This is a genomic window from Demequina capsici (genome assembly GCF_032102965.1).
GTDB lineage: Bacteria > Actinomycetota > Actinomycetes > Actinomycetales > Demequinaceae > Demequina > Demequina capsici.
Map to the genome: position 1 here is coordinate 2,538,720 of NZ_CP134880.1, position 15,092 is coordinate 2,553,811.

The 15,092-nt window shown below is 72.1% G+C and carries 14 protein-coding genes; 8 read left to right on the forward strand and 6 right to left on the reverse strand.

All coding sequences use genetic code 11. The annotated features are described in order from the left end of the window. Window positions 1-78 precede the first annotated feature (78 nt). The 6 genes from RN607_RS12105 (at window position 79) to RN607_RS12130 (ending at window position 5,375) form a co-directional block, all read left to right on the forward strand. On the forward strand, window positions 79-954 hold the full coding sequence (locus RN607_RS12105; protein ID WP_313497542.1) for an ABC transporter ATP-binding protein: 876 nt from the start codon (window positions 79-81) through the stop codon (window positions 952-954). Then, window positions 951-1,778: an ABC transporter permease gene (locus RN607_RS12110; RefSeq protein ID WP_313497544.1), complete on the forward strand. Its 828-nt coding sequence runs from the start codon at window positions 951-953 to the stop codon at window positions 1,776-1,778. The genes RN607_RS12105 and RN607_RS12110 overlap by 4 nt, the downstream gene beginning before the upstream one ends. Window positions 1,779-1,836: 58 nt before the next feature. Next, on the forward strand, window positions 1,837-2,355 hold the full coding sequence (locus RN607_RS12115; protein WP_313497546.1) for a hypothetical protein: 519 nt from the start codon (window positions 1,837-1,839) through the stop codon (window positions 2,353-2,355). Window positions 2,356-2,440: 85 nt separating this feature from the next. Then, window positions 2,441-2,938 (forward strand): hypothetical protein, encoded by a 498-nt coding sequence (locus RN607_RS12120; RefSeq protein WP_313542831.1) that lies wholly within the window; start codon window positions 2,441-2,443, stop codon window positions 2,936-2,938. A 284-nt stretch (window positions 2,939-3,222) separates the two neighbouring features. Beyond that, on the forward strand, window positions 3,223-4,722 hold the full coding sequence (locus tag RN607_RS12125) for a sensor histidine kinase (RefSeq protein WP_313542833.1): 1,500 nt from the start codon (window positions 3,223-3,225) through the stop codon (window positions 4,720-4,722). Then, the gene (locus RN607_RS12130; RefSeq protein WP_313497551.1) at window positions 4,719-5,375 is read left to right on the forward strand and encodes a response regulator transcription factor; all 657 of its coding nucleotides are present in this window, start codon (window positions 4,719-4,721) and stop codon (window positions 5,373-5,375) included. The genes RN607_RS12125 and RN607_RS12130 overlap by 4 nt, the downstream gene beginning before the upstream one ends. On the opposite strand, the gene RN607_RS12135 is transcribed toward RN607_RS12130, so the two are convergent. The 6 genes from RN607_RS12135 to RN607_RS12160 form a co-directional block, all read right to left on the reverse strand. Further along, window positions 5,365-5,910: a hypothetical protein gene (locus RN607_RS12135; protein ID WP_313542835.1), complete on the reverse strand. Its 546-nt coding sequence runs from the start codon at window positions 5,908-5,910 to the stop codon at window positions 5,365-5,367. The two genes, RN607_RS12130 and RN607_RS12135, sit on opposite strands and share 11 nt — an antisense overlap. After that, the gene (locus RN607_RS12140; protein WP_313542838.1) at window positions 5,907-6,515 is read right to left on the reverse strand and encodes a hypothetical protein; all 609 of its coding nucleotides are present in this window, start codon (window positions 6,513-6,515) and stop codon (window positions 5,907-5,909) included. Before RN607_RS12140 ends, RN607_RS12135 begins: the two co-directional genes overlap by 4 nt. After that, window positions 6,512-7,885, reverse strand: a complete 1,374-nt coding sequence (locus RN607_RS12145) for a hypothetical protein (RefSeq protein WP_313542840.1) — start codon at window positions 7,883-7,885, stop codon at window positions 6,512-6,514. Before RN607_RS12145 ends, RN607_RS12140 begins: the two co-directional genes overlap by 4 nt. Continuing rightward, entirely contained in the window at window positions 7,885-8,217 is a 333-nt protein-coding gene (locus RN607_RS12150) for a hypothetical protein (protein WP_313542842.1), read from the reverse strand. Before RN607_RS12150 ends, RN607_RS12145 begins: the two co-directional genes overlap by 1 nt. A gap of 27 nt (window positions 8,218-8,244) precedes the next feature. After that, window positions 8,245-8,544: a WXG100 family type VII secretion target gene (locus tag RN607_RS12155; protein ID WP_313497560.1), complete on the reverse strand. Its 300-nt coding sequence runs from the start codon at window positions 8,542-8,544 to the stop codon at window positions 8,245-8,247. 82 nt (window positions 8,545-8,626) lie between these two features. Then, entirely contained in the window at window positions 8,627-12,961 is a 4,335-nt protein-coding gene (locus RN607_RS12160) for a type VII secretion EssC family protein (RefSeq protein WP_313542844.1), read from the reverse strand. 135 nt (window positions 12,962-13,096) lie between these two features. Between RN607_RS12160 and RN607_RS12165 the strand changes: the two genes are divergently transcribed. Together RN607_RS12165 and RN607_RS12170 are read left to right on the forward strand one after the other, a co-directional pair. Further along, the gene (locus RN607_RS12165) at window positions 13,097-14,380 is read left to right on the forward strand and encodes a sensor histidine kinase (RefSeq protein WP_313542845.1); all 1,284 of its coding nucleotides are present in this window, start codon (window positions 13,097-13,099) and stop codon (window positions 14,378-14,380) included. Continuing rightward, entirely contained in the window at window positions 14,377-15,078 is a 702-nt protein-coding gene (locus tag RN607_RS12170) for a response regulator (RefSeq protein ID WP_313542847.1), read from the forward strand. Before RN607_RS12165 ends, RN607_RS12170 begins: the two co-directional genes overlap by 4 nt. Window positions 15,079-15,092 lie beyond the last annotated feature (14 nt).

A 15,092-nucleotide genomic window follows, 5' to 3' on the forward strand; every position in this document is an offset into this window, starting at 1 on the left:
CCTCCCCTGAGGCCCTCGCCTCCACAGTCGTGCCTCAGGAGGACGCCGACCTCGGCGGTCGTCATTAGGCTCGGCGGCATGACCGAACCTGCGATCCGGATCTCGGACCTGCACAAGCACTACGGCGACCTGCACGCGGTCGACGGCGTCGACCTGGAGATCACGCGCGGCGAGGTGTTCGCCCTGCTCGGCCCCAACGGCGCAGGCAAGTCGACGACCGTCGAGATCCTCGAGGGGTTCCGCAAGCGCACGTCCGGCGACGTCTCCGTGCTCGGAGTGGACCCGCACCACGCGGACAACGCGTGGCGCGAGCGCGTCGGGGTGATGCTGCAGTCCACATCGGAGCGCTCGGCGCTCACCGCTCGCGAGGCCCTGCTCCACACGTCCCGCTACTACTCGCGTCCCCGCGACGTGGACCAGACCCTTGCCGCGGTGGGCCTCACCGAGAAGGCCGACGCGAAGCCGCAGACCCTGTCAGGCGGGCAGCGGCGACGCCTCGACGTGGCGCTCGCCGTCGTCGGCCGGCCCGAGCTGGTGTTCCTCGACGAGCCGACCACCGGCTTCGACCCCGAGGCGCGCCGGCAGTTCTGGCAGCTCATCGAAGCGCTGAGGGTCGACGGCACGACGATCGTGCTCACCACCCACTACCTCGACGAGGCCGACCACCTGGCCGACCGCATCGGCATCATCGCCGCCGGCAGGCTGGTGGCGCTCGACAGCCCCGCGGGCCTGCGCTCCCGCGCCTCCGACACGCGCGTCGCCTGGAACGAAGGCGGCACGGCCCGCGAGCGGCTGACGGGAGAGCCCACGGCGCTGCTGCGCGAGCTGCTCGCACGGCACCCCGGAGAGATCCCGCACCTCGAGGTCACCCGACCCACCCTCGAGGACGTGTACCTGTCGCTGATCGGTGAGGCGCACGCCGCCGCCACGCGCGAGGAGGAGAACGCCCGATGACCGCCACGAGCACCGCACGGACATCCCCCGCCTGGGCATCGATGACGCTCAACCGCTACGTCGTCGAGCTCAAGGAGTTCACGCGCAACCGCGAGCAGATGATCTTCATCTTCATGTTCCCGATCATGTTCCTGCTCCTGTTCGGCTCGGTCTTCGGCGGTCAGGAGATCTCCGACGACGGCGTGACGTTCGCCCAGTACTTCCTGCCCGGCATGATCGCGTCGGGAATCATCTACACCGGCTTCCAGTCGCTCGCCATGTCGATCGCGCTCGACCGGGACGAGGACCTGCTCAAGCGCATCCATGCCACGCCGCTGCCGGCGAGCGCCTACTTCGCCGGGAAGATCCTCCAGGTCATCACCGTGTCGCTCGTGCAGATCGCCGCCCTGATCCTGCTCGGCGTCGCCATCTTCGACACCCAGCTCCCCACCGACCCCGGCAAGTGGCTCACCTTCGCCTGGGTCTTCCTGCTGGGCACCGGGGCCTCGACGACCCTCGGCATCGCCACCTCGTCGCTCCTGCGCTCGTCGCGGGCCGCATCGGCGATCCTCACCCCCGTGGTCCTGCTCCTGCAGTTCACGTCCGGCGTGTACCTCGTGTACACGCAGATCCCGACGTTCCTGCAGCACTTCGCCGAGATCTTCCCGCTGAAATGGCTCGCGCAGGGCCTGCGCTCGGTGTTCCTCCCGGACAACTACATGTACGCCGAGGCCCGGCAGTCATGGGAGCTCCCGATGGCCGCGACCGTCCTGGCCGCGTGGCTGGTCGTCGGGCTGCTCGTATCGATGCGCACCTTCCGGTGGACACGGCCCGACGACCGATGATTCGTCCCGACTGTCCGTTCTTTGCCAGGTCTCAGACTCCCTGAGGGACAGTGTGCCCATGGATCGCGCCACCTCCCGCTTCCTCGTCACCCTCGCGAGCACCGCGGGGATGCTCGTCACGCTCGGCCTGGGAGCCGCAGCAGTGAGCTCCGGCGGCGCTGCGCCCCTCGCCGCAGCAGATCCGGTGGTCCTGCCCGGCTCCCAGTCGACCGCTCCCGACGCGACGGACGACCTCGGCTCCGACCCCAGCCCCGCGGACGACCCTTCGGATATCGCGTCGCCGGACACGGTCGAGGTCGTCACCGACGACGTCGTGGACCTCGGCCAGGCCGACGATCCCGAGGGCACCGCGACGCCGGAGGGGGCAGCAGCCGTCGGGGCGCCAGAACGCACCGAGTCCGGCTCCGGCGCACGCGCAGGCGAGGATGGACACGACGACTCGAACGGGACCGCCGGTGAGAACTGGCAGCGAGGCTCCGCCGACTCGGTGACGAACGGGGCTGAGGTCGGAGACGACGAGCGCTCCGCTGAGGACGGCGTGGACGGCAACCGCTCGACGGATCTGCCCGACAGCTGAGCCGACCGCGCCTGCGGTGGCTCACGGTGTGCGGGATGTCACAACCCTGAGACGGCTCTCAGACGAGCGGCGCGATGCTGAGAGCATGCAGAACACGACATCTCGATTCATCGCGACCATCGCAGCGACCGCTGGCGTTCTGATCGCCGTCGGCCTCACCGCAGCGGCCGTCGGCTCGTCCGGCGAGGCGACCGCGGATCCGACCACGCCGGAGGCCGTGATCCTCCCCGCAGTCCTCACGTCGGAGCCGGTCGCCACCGTGCCGGCGGAGTCATCCGCGTCCGAGGACTCGGAGAGCGCATCCCCCGAGGCCACCGAGACCGAGCCTGCCGAGCCCACCGAACCCGCGGAGACCACGCCGGCGGCGGCACCTGTGGCCGTCGCCCAGGAGGTCGTCGACCTCAACGACGACCCCAGCGACGACGCGACCAAGGATGACTGCGACGGCGATCAGGACCGCGACCAGGACCAGACCCGCGACCAGGACCGCGACGGCTGGAACGACGACGCCACCGCCGGCACCGCGTTCACGGAGCGGAGCGGCTCCGACGACGAGCAGCACGACCACGACGGTCACCGCTGAGCCTCGACGCAGGTAGCCGCAGAGCCACCGTGCGCACAGAGCTTCCACCGACACCCCTCAGCCCGGAGGCCGCACGCATCACGCGTGCGGCCTCTGGCGTATCCGCGGGGCGCCGGGCCACGCGGCTGAGGACCACCGCTGTCGGTCGGATCCGGATCCGGGCCGAGCTGCTGCCTGCACGACTCTCCTCAGCCACCATGCGCGCTCGCGACACCCTCGCGAAGGTGAGCCGTGCCGGTGCGCCGAACCACGCGCTAGCGTGGTGGCGACGAAGGGCGGCTCCGATGGTGATGTCACTCGCACGCCGACCGGCCGGCGTCAGCGTCCGGGTCCGTGTGCTCGTCTACCTGTCCGTGCTCACCGGCGTGGCGCTCGCCGTGGCCGGCACCACGGCCTTCGTGATCGAGCGGGCCCGGCTGGATCGGGAGATCACGGAGGACCTCGTGCTCCGCGCGAACGACCTCCAGTCGCTCGTCGCGGACGGCGATCCCGTCACGGGAGAGGCCTTCACCGACGCTGAGTCGATCCTCCGGGAGGCGATGAGGCGCGTGGTCGCCACGCCCACGGAGAGCGCCGTCGCGCTGATCGACGGCACCCCGCGGTTCGTGCCTGGCGGCAGCGACGTCCTTCGCCTGGACGCAGACCAGGAGCTCTTGACGGACGCGAGCGCGGCCGCCGCGAGCGGCACCCTCAACGTGCGCGCACTCACCACGGCACAGGCTGACTACCGCTACCTGGCCGTGCCGGTGGTGTCCGACTCTGGCGACGTCCAGGGGATCGTGATCTACGGCGTGGATCGCGGCGCGACCGTCGCCGCGCTGCAGGACACATTCCGCGTCTACGCGATGGTGGGACTGCTGTCGCTCGTCGCGATCACCGGGTTCGGGTACGTCACGGTCGGCAGGCTGCTGGAGCCCATCCGGCTGTTGGATGCGACCGCGCGCCGCATCTCCACGTCCGACCTGTCGGAACGCATCCCGATCGTCGGCGACGACGACCTCGCGCGGCTGTCGGAGACTGTGAACCAGATGCTCGACCGCATCGAACGCGCCTTCTCGGAGCAGAGCCGCATGCTGGACGACGCTTCCCACGAGCTGCGGACGCCTCTCACGATCATGCGCAACAGGCTCGAGCTGGTGGAGCCGCGCGACCCTGACTCCGTCGTGAGCACACGCGACGACCTGCTGGGAGAGGTCACCCGGATGTCACGGCTGGTCGACGACCTCGTCACGCTCGCGAAGGCGGACCGCCCGGAGTTCCTGCGGCTCGACGCAGTGGACCTCGCGGAGCTCACCGAGCTCGCGCACGCTCGTGCGGAGACGCTCGGTCCTCGCCGGTGGAAGCTCGACGCCGTCGCCGAAGGCGTGGTCGAGGCTGACCGAGAGAGGCTGACCCAGGCGTGGCTGCAGCTGTCCGCCAACGCGCTGCGCTTCTCCGAGCCGGGCACGCTGGTCGCCCTCGGCAGCTCGATCGGAGTGAACGATGCCGGCGTTCCTGAGGTGCGGCTCTGGGTGCGTGACGAGGGTGTCGGGATCGCGGCGGAGGACATGGACAGGATCCGCTCTCGCTTCGGACGCGCGGGCGACGACCGGGATGGCGCGGGCCTGGGGATCCCTATCGTGTCCGCCATCGTCGCAGCACATGAGGGCCGTCTGGACATCGAGTCGCGGCCGGGCGCGGGATCGACGTTCACGATGACCCTTCCGGCGTATGCGCCGCGCGCGAAGGACCCCGCCCTGAGCTCGCCATGGGCGGACGACGCGGTCGAGGAGGCCGGGCGATGACGCGGCTGCTGCTCGTGGAGGATGAGGATCGGCTCGCTGCGTCGATCAGCGAGGGGCTCACGGTCGCGGGCCTCGAGGTGGTGCATGTCAGAACCGGGCGTGACGCTCTCGCTCGTGCGACAGGCGAGAGCTTCGACATCATGCTGCTCGACATCGGGCTGCCCGACATGGAGGGCTTCACGGTGCTGCGACGGCTCAGGTCCGCGGGGTCGGACCTGCCGGTGATCATCCTGACGGCGCGCACGTCGGCCGAGGACACGGTGCGTGGCCTTGAGCGGGGCGCGGACGACTACATGCCGAAGCCCTTCAGCTTCGACGAGCTTCTTGCCAGGGTGCGGCTCAGGGCCAGACCGAGCTCCGCTGAGCCTGAGGTGACGGTCATCCGTCTTGGACGGTGCGAGCTGGACACGATTGCTCGCGAGCTCACCTGCGAGGGAGAGCCGGTGGAGCTGAGCCCCCGCGAGCTGCAGCTCGCCACGTTGCTGATGACCAGGCAGGGCGAGGTGGTGAGCCGGGCCGACGCGCTGGAGCACGTGTGGGGCTCGGCGTCCAAGGACAACGTGCTCGACGTCTACATCCGCTATCTGCGTGGCAGGTTGGGAGCGGACGCGATCGAGACAGTCCGCGGCGTGGGTTATCGGTTCATCGGCTGAGCTGACCGCTGCCGCGCGGCAGGACGCTCGCGACGAGGCGCTCGGCGTGACCTGCGAAGCTGGCCGCCGTCGCCACATCCCTGGTGGCGAGAGCGAGCTCGATTCCGCCAGCGCCGCCCCACGCGAGCACGCCGACGGAGAAGGTGAGCGCGCCGCCTCGAAGCTGAATGGTCCGTGAGCTCCTCACGGCGTGCGGGAAGGCGGGGTGATCGAGCCGGTCGACCCGCACGGTCCGCGCCCCACGAGGGTCGATCCATGCGGGCTCCAGTGCAGCGATGGAGGCGCCGTCCGTCAGACGTAACGTCGCGACTCTGGGGCTGCCGCCATGCTCCGGCAGGAACAGGCACCCGCCCTCGGGCGGGGCTGAGATGAGGAGCGCCTGGCATTCCTTGCGACCGGCAGGGCCGTCGAGCCCTGACCGCGCCTGCGCCAGCGCCACCCACCGCAGACGTGCGTCGTCGTCGAGCATCGCCGCGGGCGGCACGGGGAACCATCGCTGCGGGTCCGCGGGGAAGGTCCAGTCGCCGGAGATCACTCGTCACGCCGCCACTGGACGGCGGTGACGAGCGCGTCGCACAGCTCAAGCCACGCCGACACGGAGTCGGGCTCGACCATGAGCACCGTGTGGACGAGCGCGAGCCATCTGCCCTTTCCGCGAGGCGGGAGCAGGTAGCGCGCGTGCAGCGCCGCACCGTCCGCAAGGTCCCGCTCGTCCAACCCGAGGCGCTCGGCGTGGAGGCGTCCGAAAGGGGCGAGCGAGTGAGTCCGCATCGCCGGGCCGGCGTCGGTGGCGAGGAGGCGCGCGGTGGGGTCCTGGGCCGCGATGCCCGCAAGGGCACGGTTGGCCTCCATCGACGACCGCGTGGCCATGGTCAACCGCAGCACCGCGACCGTGATCGGCAGGCGCGCTCCCGCGACCCCTCCCGGCACCAGCAGCGACGCCACCTCGGCGTCCTCTGCTGCGACCGACGCGAAACCCGCCTCGAGCGCACCTCTCACCTCGCGCAGGCGGGCAGAGCGATCGCTCGACGGCACGTCCTGGACCAGGTCGTTCGCGACGGTCTCCACCGAGTGCGGCCCGTCGCCTCGCGTGACGAGCCGCCATCCGGTCGGCACGGTCATCTCCAATGTCGCGGTCATGAGACCACCTCCACATTCTTCTGAGTCGAGGGCGAGGCGAAGGCCCCACGGACCTCCTGGCAGACGTCCACGACCTGATACGAGAGCCCGCTCAGCGCGTGCTCGCCCGCAGTGGTGCGGCTCATCACATCCGTCCAGCCGTCCAGCGCTCCGTGCCCGCCTCCGAGGTCGAGCACCCCACCGACCACCGCGTCATCCATGGCGTTCCACCTGTTCTCCGCATCGAGCAGCCGTTGCGTGCTCACGGTCCAGCGACCGAGGCGCACCGACTCCGCGTTCGCGACCGGATCCAGCCTGGTGCGTACCCAGTCCTCGAAGGTGGTCCTCGTGAGCCGCGCCTCAAGGGTTGCCGCACGGCCGGCGACGCTCCCGTCGCCGTCGAGCGCGTCATGCAGGAATGAACCGACCCTGCCAGCGGTGCTGCTGAACGTCCTGCCCGCGTAGCGGCTGCCGACGTGCAGGACGCCATCCAGAGCCTTGCTGTGCACTCGGCCCGCCACGTAGTCGACACCGACCGCGGCCAGGTCCGTCAGCGGGCGCTTGCCTGACACGACGAGGATGCAGGTCGCGGTCGCCTTGACGGCGGCCACAGCCCGGGCTCCGAGCTGCGCGGCGCGCGACAGAGCGAACAGGACCGGGGCCAGCGCCGCGCCGCCACCGGTCAGGGCACAGCCCACCGCGACGACGGTCAAAACGACCGCAAGCACGTCGAGTGCGATCTCGATGTCGGGAAGCCAGTCGTCGAGCACGGTCTCCAGGAGGCCGCAGAAGCCATCCCAGGCCGAGTCGTTGAGGTCTGATCCCTCCACCACCACATCGATATCCCTGGCACGAGCCCTGACGATCGCGCACCAGTCACCTACCAGCTCCTCGAGCTGCTTGTCGTAGGAGGCGAGCAACGCACGAGCATCATCCGCGTCCTGCTCGGCAGCGGCATGCGCAGCCTGCGTGTGATCAAGCATGGCGTCGAGCGAGGCCGTGCCGACGCCGCCCTCGACCTCGGAGTCGGGCCCGGCTTCACGCATCCGCCGCTGGGCCGCGTCCAGGTCGTCCTGGGCCCACCGCCTCCGAAGCTCGAGGTCTGCCGCCTGGGCCTGCAGGTCGGTCAGCGACGCCGCGTAGCTCGCGAGCGAGGAAGCAGCCGCGCTGTACCGAGACTCGACCTGGGAGAGCGCCTCCTCGATCGCTGCGGCCGCCTCCAGGTAGGCATCGATCGACTCGCCGGCCATCGTGGTCCCGGCGCGAGCCTGACGGAGCTCGAGCGTGGTCGTCGCGATCGTCTGCGCCACCGCGTCGAGCGCCTGCGAGCCCCCATGGATCAACTGAGGATCGCCCGTGATGCGTGGAGCGACCGTGACCGTGGTCGTCATCAGATCGCCTCGTGCCCTGGAGCGACCGTCCGGCTCACGGGCGTCGCGCTCTGCGCCAGGTTCTGCTCCGCGCCGTCGAACCCTTCGTCGATGCGGCGAGCCGCACTCGCGAGCCCGGACAGCGACTCGCACAGTCCCTCGCGCCTGATCCCCCAGCTCGACACGAAGCCGTCCACCGCCGACCGCAGCGGCTCGACCTCGGCGGCCGTCCCCAGCCCATCGCGGATCTGCGCGCTCCGGTCGTCGGCGGATCCGAGGTCGACCGCGAGCCCGTCGATGCGGGTCGCGGCCACCACGAGCGCATCCCCGGCGATGACCAGGTGCTGCGTCACAGATCTCTCCCTCGGTCCGGCACCGGTCTACTGACCGCGGATCGCGCTCGCGAGCGCCTCATCGGTCTGCTGAAGCGTCTCGCTCGCGCTCCGCAGGAACTGGCTCAGACCCTCGAGCGCGGAGATCGCCTGACGCGAGGAGCTCGTGAACGTCGTGTACTGGTCGTGGAACGCTCCCGACGAGGCGGTCGTGACGTACCCGTCTGACACCAGCGAGTCGATGTACGCCTTGAGCTCCGTCAGCCGCGAGTCGATGTCGGACTGACCGGACACGAGCTGATCGGCGGCGACGCGAAGGTCGTCGTAGGTGACGGTGATGTTGGCCATGGGCTCCCCCTTGTTCGTCCCCGCCCGTTCGAGCGGATGTCAGCGAAACTAACCGCCGTGCTTCACTCGCCCCCAGGGGCCGTCAGCGATCTGTGGAGAACGCTCCGGGGAGCCAGGGGATCTGGACGACGCTCACGCGGCCCGGCTCCACCGCGACGGCGCGGCCGGGCGGGCGCTGCGCGCTGGAGGCCCTGGGGCCTCGCACCCCGAGCAGCACCTGCACGTCGGCCGGCTCGGCGGAGAGCACGATCCCCCGCCGCGCGGCCTTGATGTCACCGGCCAGCGGCCCGAGCCAGGACTGGGTGTCGGCCTCGGCGACCACCACGTGGCCGAGCCGGATCGCCTGCCGAAGCGCGTGCACCAGGACCTGCTCGGAGGTGCTCGGCCCCAGGTCCGCCAGGTGCTCCACCATCACCGTCACGCGGCCCGCATCCTCGGCGACCTGCGCGAGCGCCTCGCCCCAGCCCGAGAGCAGCCGCTGCCCGGCGTCAGGGCCCGAGAGCGAGTCGGACCACGCGGGCAGAGTGCTGAGGCTCGATCTGCGCATGCTCAGGTGGACGATCGCCGCGTCGTGGTCCTGGGCGCGCAGGGCGGTGCCCAGCCATGCGAGCGCGGCGGTGCGCCCGGACCCGGCGGGACCCGCGATCACGAACGGACGGTCCAGCGCGACGCCCATCGGAGCGAGGCTCTGCTCCTCGATCCCGAGCACCGGCAACCCTCCGACGTGGGCGGGCATCTGTCCGGCCTCGACCTGCAGAGGCATCCGCGGCACCCGCGCGGGAGGCTCCGCGCGGCTGGCCGCAGCGATCGCGCCGAGCGCCTGCGCCTGCGCGTCCAGTCGAGGCGAGCCACCAGGCACCGCGATCTGCAGCTCCAGGCCGGACTGCGCGTCGAACCCCCTGCCCGGCGGCGCGTCGGCGGGCACGCGCGCGGACCGCAGCCCGGCGAGCGCATACTCCGACTCGTCGGAGGTGCGCAGGACGAGCTGACGCGTCATCAGCGCACGCAGCGAGGTGTGGAGCGCGCCGGATCTGCCAGCGGCCAGCGCCACGTGCACACCGACGGCGGCGCCCTCGCCCACCACCGCGCGGAGGTCCTCCCAGACCTGCTCGCGGCCCGGCACGTGAAGGCACTCCGCCTGCAGGTCGGCCGCGCCGTCGACGAGCAGCAGCACGCGCGGTTGGCCGCCCCGCGAACGATCCCACCCGGTCGCCCGTCGTTCCCGCACGGTCCGGGCGAGCGTCCCGAGCAGCCGTCGGATCCGCTCCGCGTCGCCCACCTCGACCACGTCGCCCACGTGAGGCAGCGGGGTGAGCGGCGCGAGCCCGCCGCCTCCGGCATCGATCCCGTACACGTGGATCGGCGTCTCCTGCGCCGCGAGCGCCGCTGCGGCCGCGAACGATCGGAGCGCGGCCGACGCTCCGGCACCTGGCCCAGCGACGATCAGCACGCCCCCGTCCGCCTCGAGGTCCACGACGAGCGGGTCCTGACGCTGTCGCGCCGGGTCGTCGACCCTGCCGACGACGAGCGCGCCTGAGCGCTGCGGCAGCTCCTCGAGCGGGATCGCGGCGGGAAGCTCGTCGAGCCACGGCCTGTGCACAGGGGCGCCCCCTGCGATCTCGTGCGCCGATCTCAGGGCGTCGACCACGCGCTCGGCGTCGGTGCCGAGGCTGTCGGGCGGCCGCAAGTCGACCGGCGTGGGCCATCGGCGCCACCCCGCCGGGTCGACGTCGCTGACCTCGATCTGGACGTGATGCGCGCCGGGGGCGCCGGAACGCGCGCCGCCGAAGGCCGACTGGAAGCGCCTGATCCGCCCTGGCCCTGTCCGCGCGAGCGCCCTGCCGGGCACCGCGGGGTCGAGCTGCGCGGCGCCGGGGTCTCCGAGGACGTCGCGCGAGTCGGCCTCGTCGGCCATCCGCAAGGCGATGCGGAGGTTCGTGTTGGCGCGCAGGTTGTCCCGGATCACGCCGGCCGGCCGCTGGGTGGCCATGATGAGGTGCAGGCCGAGGGAGCGCCCGCGCTGGGCGATGTCGATCACGCCGTCCACGAAGGCGGGCACCTCGGCCACGAGCGTCGCGAACTCGTCGATCACGATCACCAGCCGCGGCGGCGCGGGAGCACCGGACTCGAGCAGGGAGTCCAGGTCCTTCGCGCCTGCCGCAGCGAGCTGGCGCTCCCGGTGACGCAGCTCTGCGCGGAGCGACGTGAGCACGCGGGTCGCGAGCCGCGGGTCGAGGTCTGTGACCAGGCCCACCGCGTGAGGGAGCCGCACGCAGTCCGCGAACGCGGCGCCGCCCTTGTAGTCGACGAGCAGGAGGCTGAGGGACTCTGGGCCGTGCGCGCAGGCCATCCCCAGGATCCAGGCCTGCAGCAGCTCCGACTTGCCGGCGCCGGTGGTGCCGCCCACCAGCGCGTGCGGGCCCTCGCGCGCGAGGTCGATGTACATGGGTCCGTCGGACGCGTGGCCGACGAGCGCGCGCAGGGAGCCGCGGGACGCGCCCATGCGGCCGGACCGCCACCGTGCGGCATGGACCGCAGGATCGAGCACCTCGGCGCCGTGCAGCGATACGAGCGGCACCTGCGGCCCCAGCGCGGTGGAGGCCTCGGTCACGTGGGCGGCGTCACGCATCGGCGCCAGCCGCCGCGCGAGCCGTGAGGCCTCCCGTTCGGACAGGTGCTCGAGCCGCAGCGCCGTCCGTGGTCCACCGCGCAGGGCGTGGCCGACGACGGGGCCTCCCGGCCGATCCGTGTCCACGACCGTGCGGCATGCACCAGGCACCCGTGCGCAGGTGCGAGCCGACCACAGCACATGCACCCCCACGTCGGGGCCTCGCTCGGCGAGCCGCAGCAGCCGGGGCCGCTCCGGAGCGTGGTCGTCCACCATCACGACCACCGACGCCCGGCCAGGCTCGCCGGCGTCGTGGCGATGCTCCCCGTCGCGCGCCGAGGGCGCGGCGTGGGCGATGTCCGTGCCCGCTCGCGTCGCGACCAGGTCCTCGAGCGCGTCCACGAGGCCGGCGACCGCCCGCCCCGTCGCGACCGCGGGCCGGCCCAGCAGCGTCCGCGCGGCAGCGGTGTGCGGCAGCCACTGGGCCCACTGCCATGCGCCCGGATCGGCACCGGCAACGACGAGCGCACAGTCGAGCGGAGAGTGGGTCGCGGCCAGCTGGAGAAGCAGCGCACGCGCGACGGAGTCGGCCTCTGCTCCGCCGATTCCCAGCGACCCGCACTCGCCGAGCGACGCGACGATCGGCGCGTCGGACAGGGTGGAGAATCGCGCCGTGAGGGCGGCATGCCTCTCACGTGCGCTCGCGACCCCCTCGGAGCCGTGCAGGGCCTCGGGTGGCGCGGTCGCTGCCACGGAGCCGGTGCCCAGCCTCACGGTGAGGAACTCGGTGTGCTCGGGCCTGCGCGACCAGAGCATCGGGTCGCGCTGCTCGAGGCCGCGACCTGCGGCGACGGTGGTCGGGTATCGCGCCTCGAGCGCCGCGCGCTCGTCGGGCTCCCGCGCCACCAGCCGTCGCTCGGCCTCGTCCGCCTCGGCGTCGAACGTCGCGCACAGCGCCGCGAGCCTGCGCCGACGCTCCCAGCGCGCGTCGAGGACCCCTCCGACCATCATGAGGGGCGACATCACCACGAACACCAGCGACAGCGCGCGACCGGTGACCGCGTACATCGCGAGCCCCATGAGCGCGGGCGCGAGCAGCGCGGCCCGAGGCATCCGCCTGGGCTCGGGCTCGGCGGGCGGCTGCGGCAGCTCCACAGGCGCGTCGGGCAACGGTGGCAGGACGCGAGGCGAGGCGGTGACGACGTCCTGATCGGGATCCGCCTCGGCTCCTGCAGACACGACGTCGTCACCCAGCCGCAAGGCGGTCGCCCCGATCGCCAGCGTCTCGCCTGGGCGGAACGGGGCTCGGGTCGCAGGGGTGCCGCCGACCACGACGCCACCGGTGGAGCCGAGGTCCACCACCTCGACGGCTGTTCCCACGTGGATCGCGACGTGCCGGAGCGCGACGAGCGGGTCCGTCAGCCTGACCGCAGCCGCATCGTCCCTGCCCACCAGGTTCGCGCCTGCCCGCAGCGGGAAGACGGCTCCCGCGTCGGGGCCGTCCACGGCCACGACCACGGCGGCCACGTCCGCCCCGGAGCTGTGCGCCGAGGCGTCGAGCAGCTCGACATGGTCACCGCGGCGCAGCCCCGCCGTCCGGAGGTCGGCCTCCGGCGCGAGCGCGCACCACCCCTGGACGATGCCGCCCGACACCGGCAGGAACTTGAGCGTGAGCGGCCCTGCGTCGGCCGCGAGGCCGCAGCCGGGCGCGAGCCGTTCGGCGAGGTCGGCCGCGGTCGCGCCGTCGGGGAGGGTCACCTCGACGTGTCGAGGGCCGGCGGCGCCCTGAAGCGTCAGCAGCAGGTTCATGGTGCCTCCCGTCGTCCCGCGGGGCCGACGCTAGACCGACGAGGCGGTAGCGTCTCGCGTCGACCGTCGATCTGTGGACGGCGGCCGCGGCGCCCGGTCCCGCCCCGCGTCGGCCCTCCCGGCTAGCCTGTGTGCGTGGACCTCAAGCTGCCCCGCCTGCCGGACGTGCTCATCGCGGTGTCGATGCTCACGCTCGCGCTGATCACGGCGTTGGGCCTCGAGGCGCAGGAGCAGGCCCAGCAGCATGCGCACGCGTACGACGCCCTCGGCTACGCGCTGATCGCGTTGCAGGTCGCGCCGCTGGCGTTCCGCCAGAGGTATCCGCGCGGCGTGCTGTGGGCGAGCATGCTGTTCTGGGTGATCGCCGCGGGACTGGGCTACCTGGGGTCGCCCGCGATGCTCGCCATCTACATCGCGCTGTACGGCGTCGCCTCGTACCTGCCGCCTCGGCAGGCGATCGTGCACATCGCCGCCGCCACGGGCGTGCTGATGGCGTGGATCACCGTGGGTCTGCTGGCCACCGACTACGTGACAGCCTGGTACTACCTGCAGGGGGCGCTCGCAGTGGTCGTTCCCGTGGGGCTGGGGTTCACCGACTACCGGCGTCGGCAGCGGACCACCGCGATCGAGCTCGACGCGCAGCGGCAGGAGCAGGCGGAGCGCACCGCCGCGGCCGACGCGGTCCGCGCCGAGCGCGCCCGCATCGCGCGCGAGCTGCACGACGTGGTTGCCCATGAGGTGACGGTGATGACGTTGCAGGCGGAGGGGGCCCGGCGGCTCGCCGCGAGGGAGGATCCCGTGCTCGCCGAGGCGCTCGCCACGATCTCCGACTCGGGTCGCAAGGGCCTCGCGGAGATGCAGCGCATGATCGGGGTGCTGCGGACCACCGAGCGCGAGGCGGAGGACGAGGCCGCCGAGCTCACAGGCCGCGTCCGCGGGACCGGGATGGTCGGCGCCGTGCTCGGCGACGACCTGGGGCCGATGCCGTCGCTCGCCGCGATCCCCGACCTCGTCCAGCAGGTCGAGGACGCGGGGATGCCCGTCAACCTCACGATCTCCGGCACCACGCACGTGCCCGCAGGAGTGGAGCTCAGCGCCTACCGGATCGTCCAGGAGTCGCTCACGAACGCGTTGAAGTACGCGGGCCCGGGCGCTCACGCCGAGGTCACGCTGAGGCGCCGCGCCGACTCGGTGACGATCGACGTCGAGGACGACGGACGCGGCACGATCAGCGAGGCGGCGGGCACGAGCGGCGGCCATGGGCTCGCGGGCATGCGGGAGCGCGTCGCGCAGCTCGGTGGGGACATCGAGCTCGGCCCGCGACCGGGCGGCGGCTTCCGCGTGCATGCGGTGCTGCCGGTGACGGACGACCAGGTGCGCACCGGGATGGCGCGCACCCGAACAAGGGGGAACCGATGATCAAGGTGGCGTTGGTCGACGACCAGCAGATGGTGCGGGTGGGGCTGAGGATGATCCTCGAGTCCGAGGACGACATCCGGGTGTGCTGCGAGGCCGCGGACGGCAACCAGGCTCTGGAGCTGGCCGACACCCACGCAGCCGACGTGGTGCTGATGGACGTGCGCATGCCGGGGATGGACGGGATCGCCGCGACGCGCGCACTGATCGCGAAGCAGCCGGACGCCCGCATCGTGATCCTCACCACCTTCGACGACGACGAGTACGTCTACGAGGCGCTTCGTGCCGGCGCGTCGGGCTTCCTGCTCAAGAGCGCCGACGGTGACACGCTCGTCGAGGCCGTCCGCATCGTCGCCGGCGGCGAGGCGCTGCTGGCGCCCGAGGTGACGCGACGCGTGATCGAGCGCTTCGCCTCGTCGGCGCCGCACGCCGCCGCGGACCCGGAGCCGACCGCGCCCCAGGGGGACGTGCCCCACCAGCCCTCACCCGAGGCGATCGGCGACCTCTCGGACCGCGAGGTCGAGGTCCTTCAGCTCATGGCACGCGGGCTGTCCAACCAGGAGATCGCCGCCGAGCTGTTCGTGTCCAACACCACCGTGAAGACGCACGTCAGCCACATCCTCACCAAGCTCGGCGTGCGCGACCGCGTGCAGGCCGTGGTCGAGGCGTACGACTCCGGGATCGTCCTCCCCCGAGGTTGACGCTCGGGGACAAC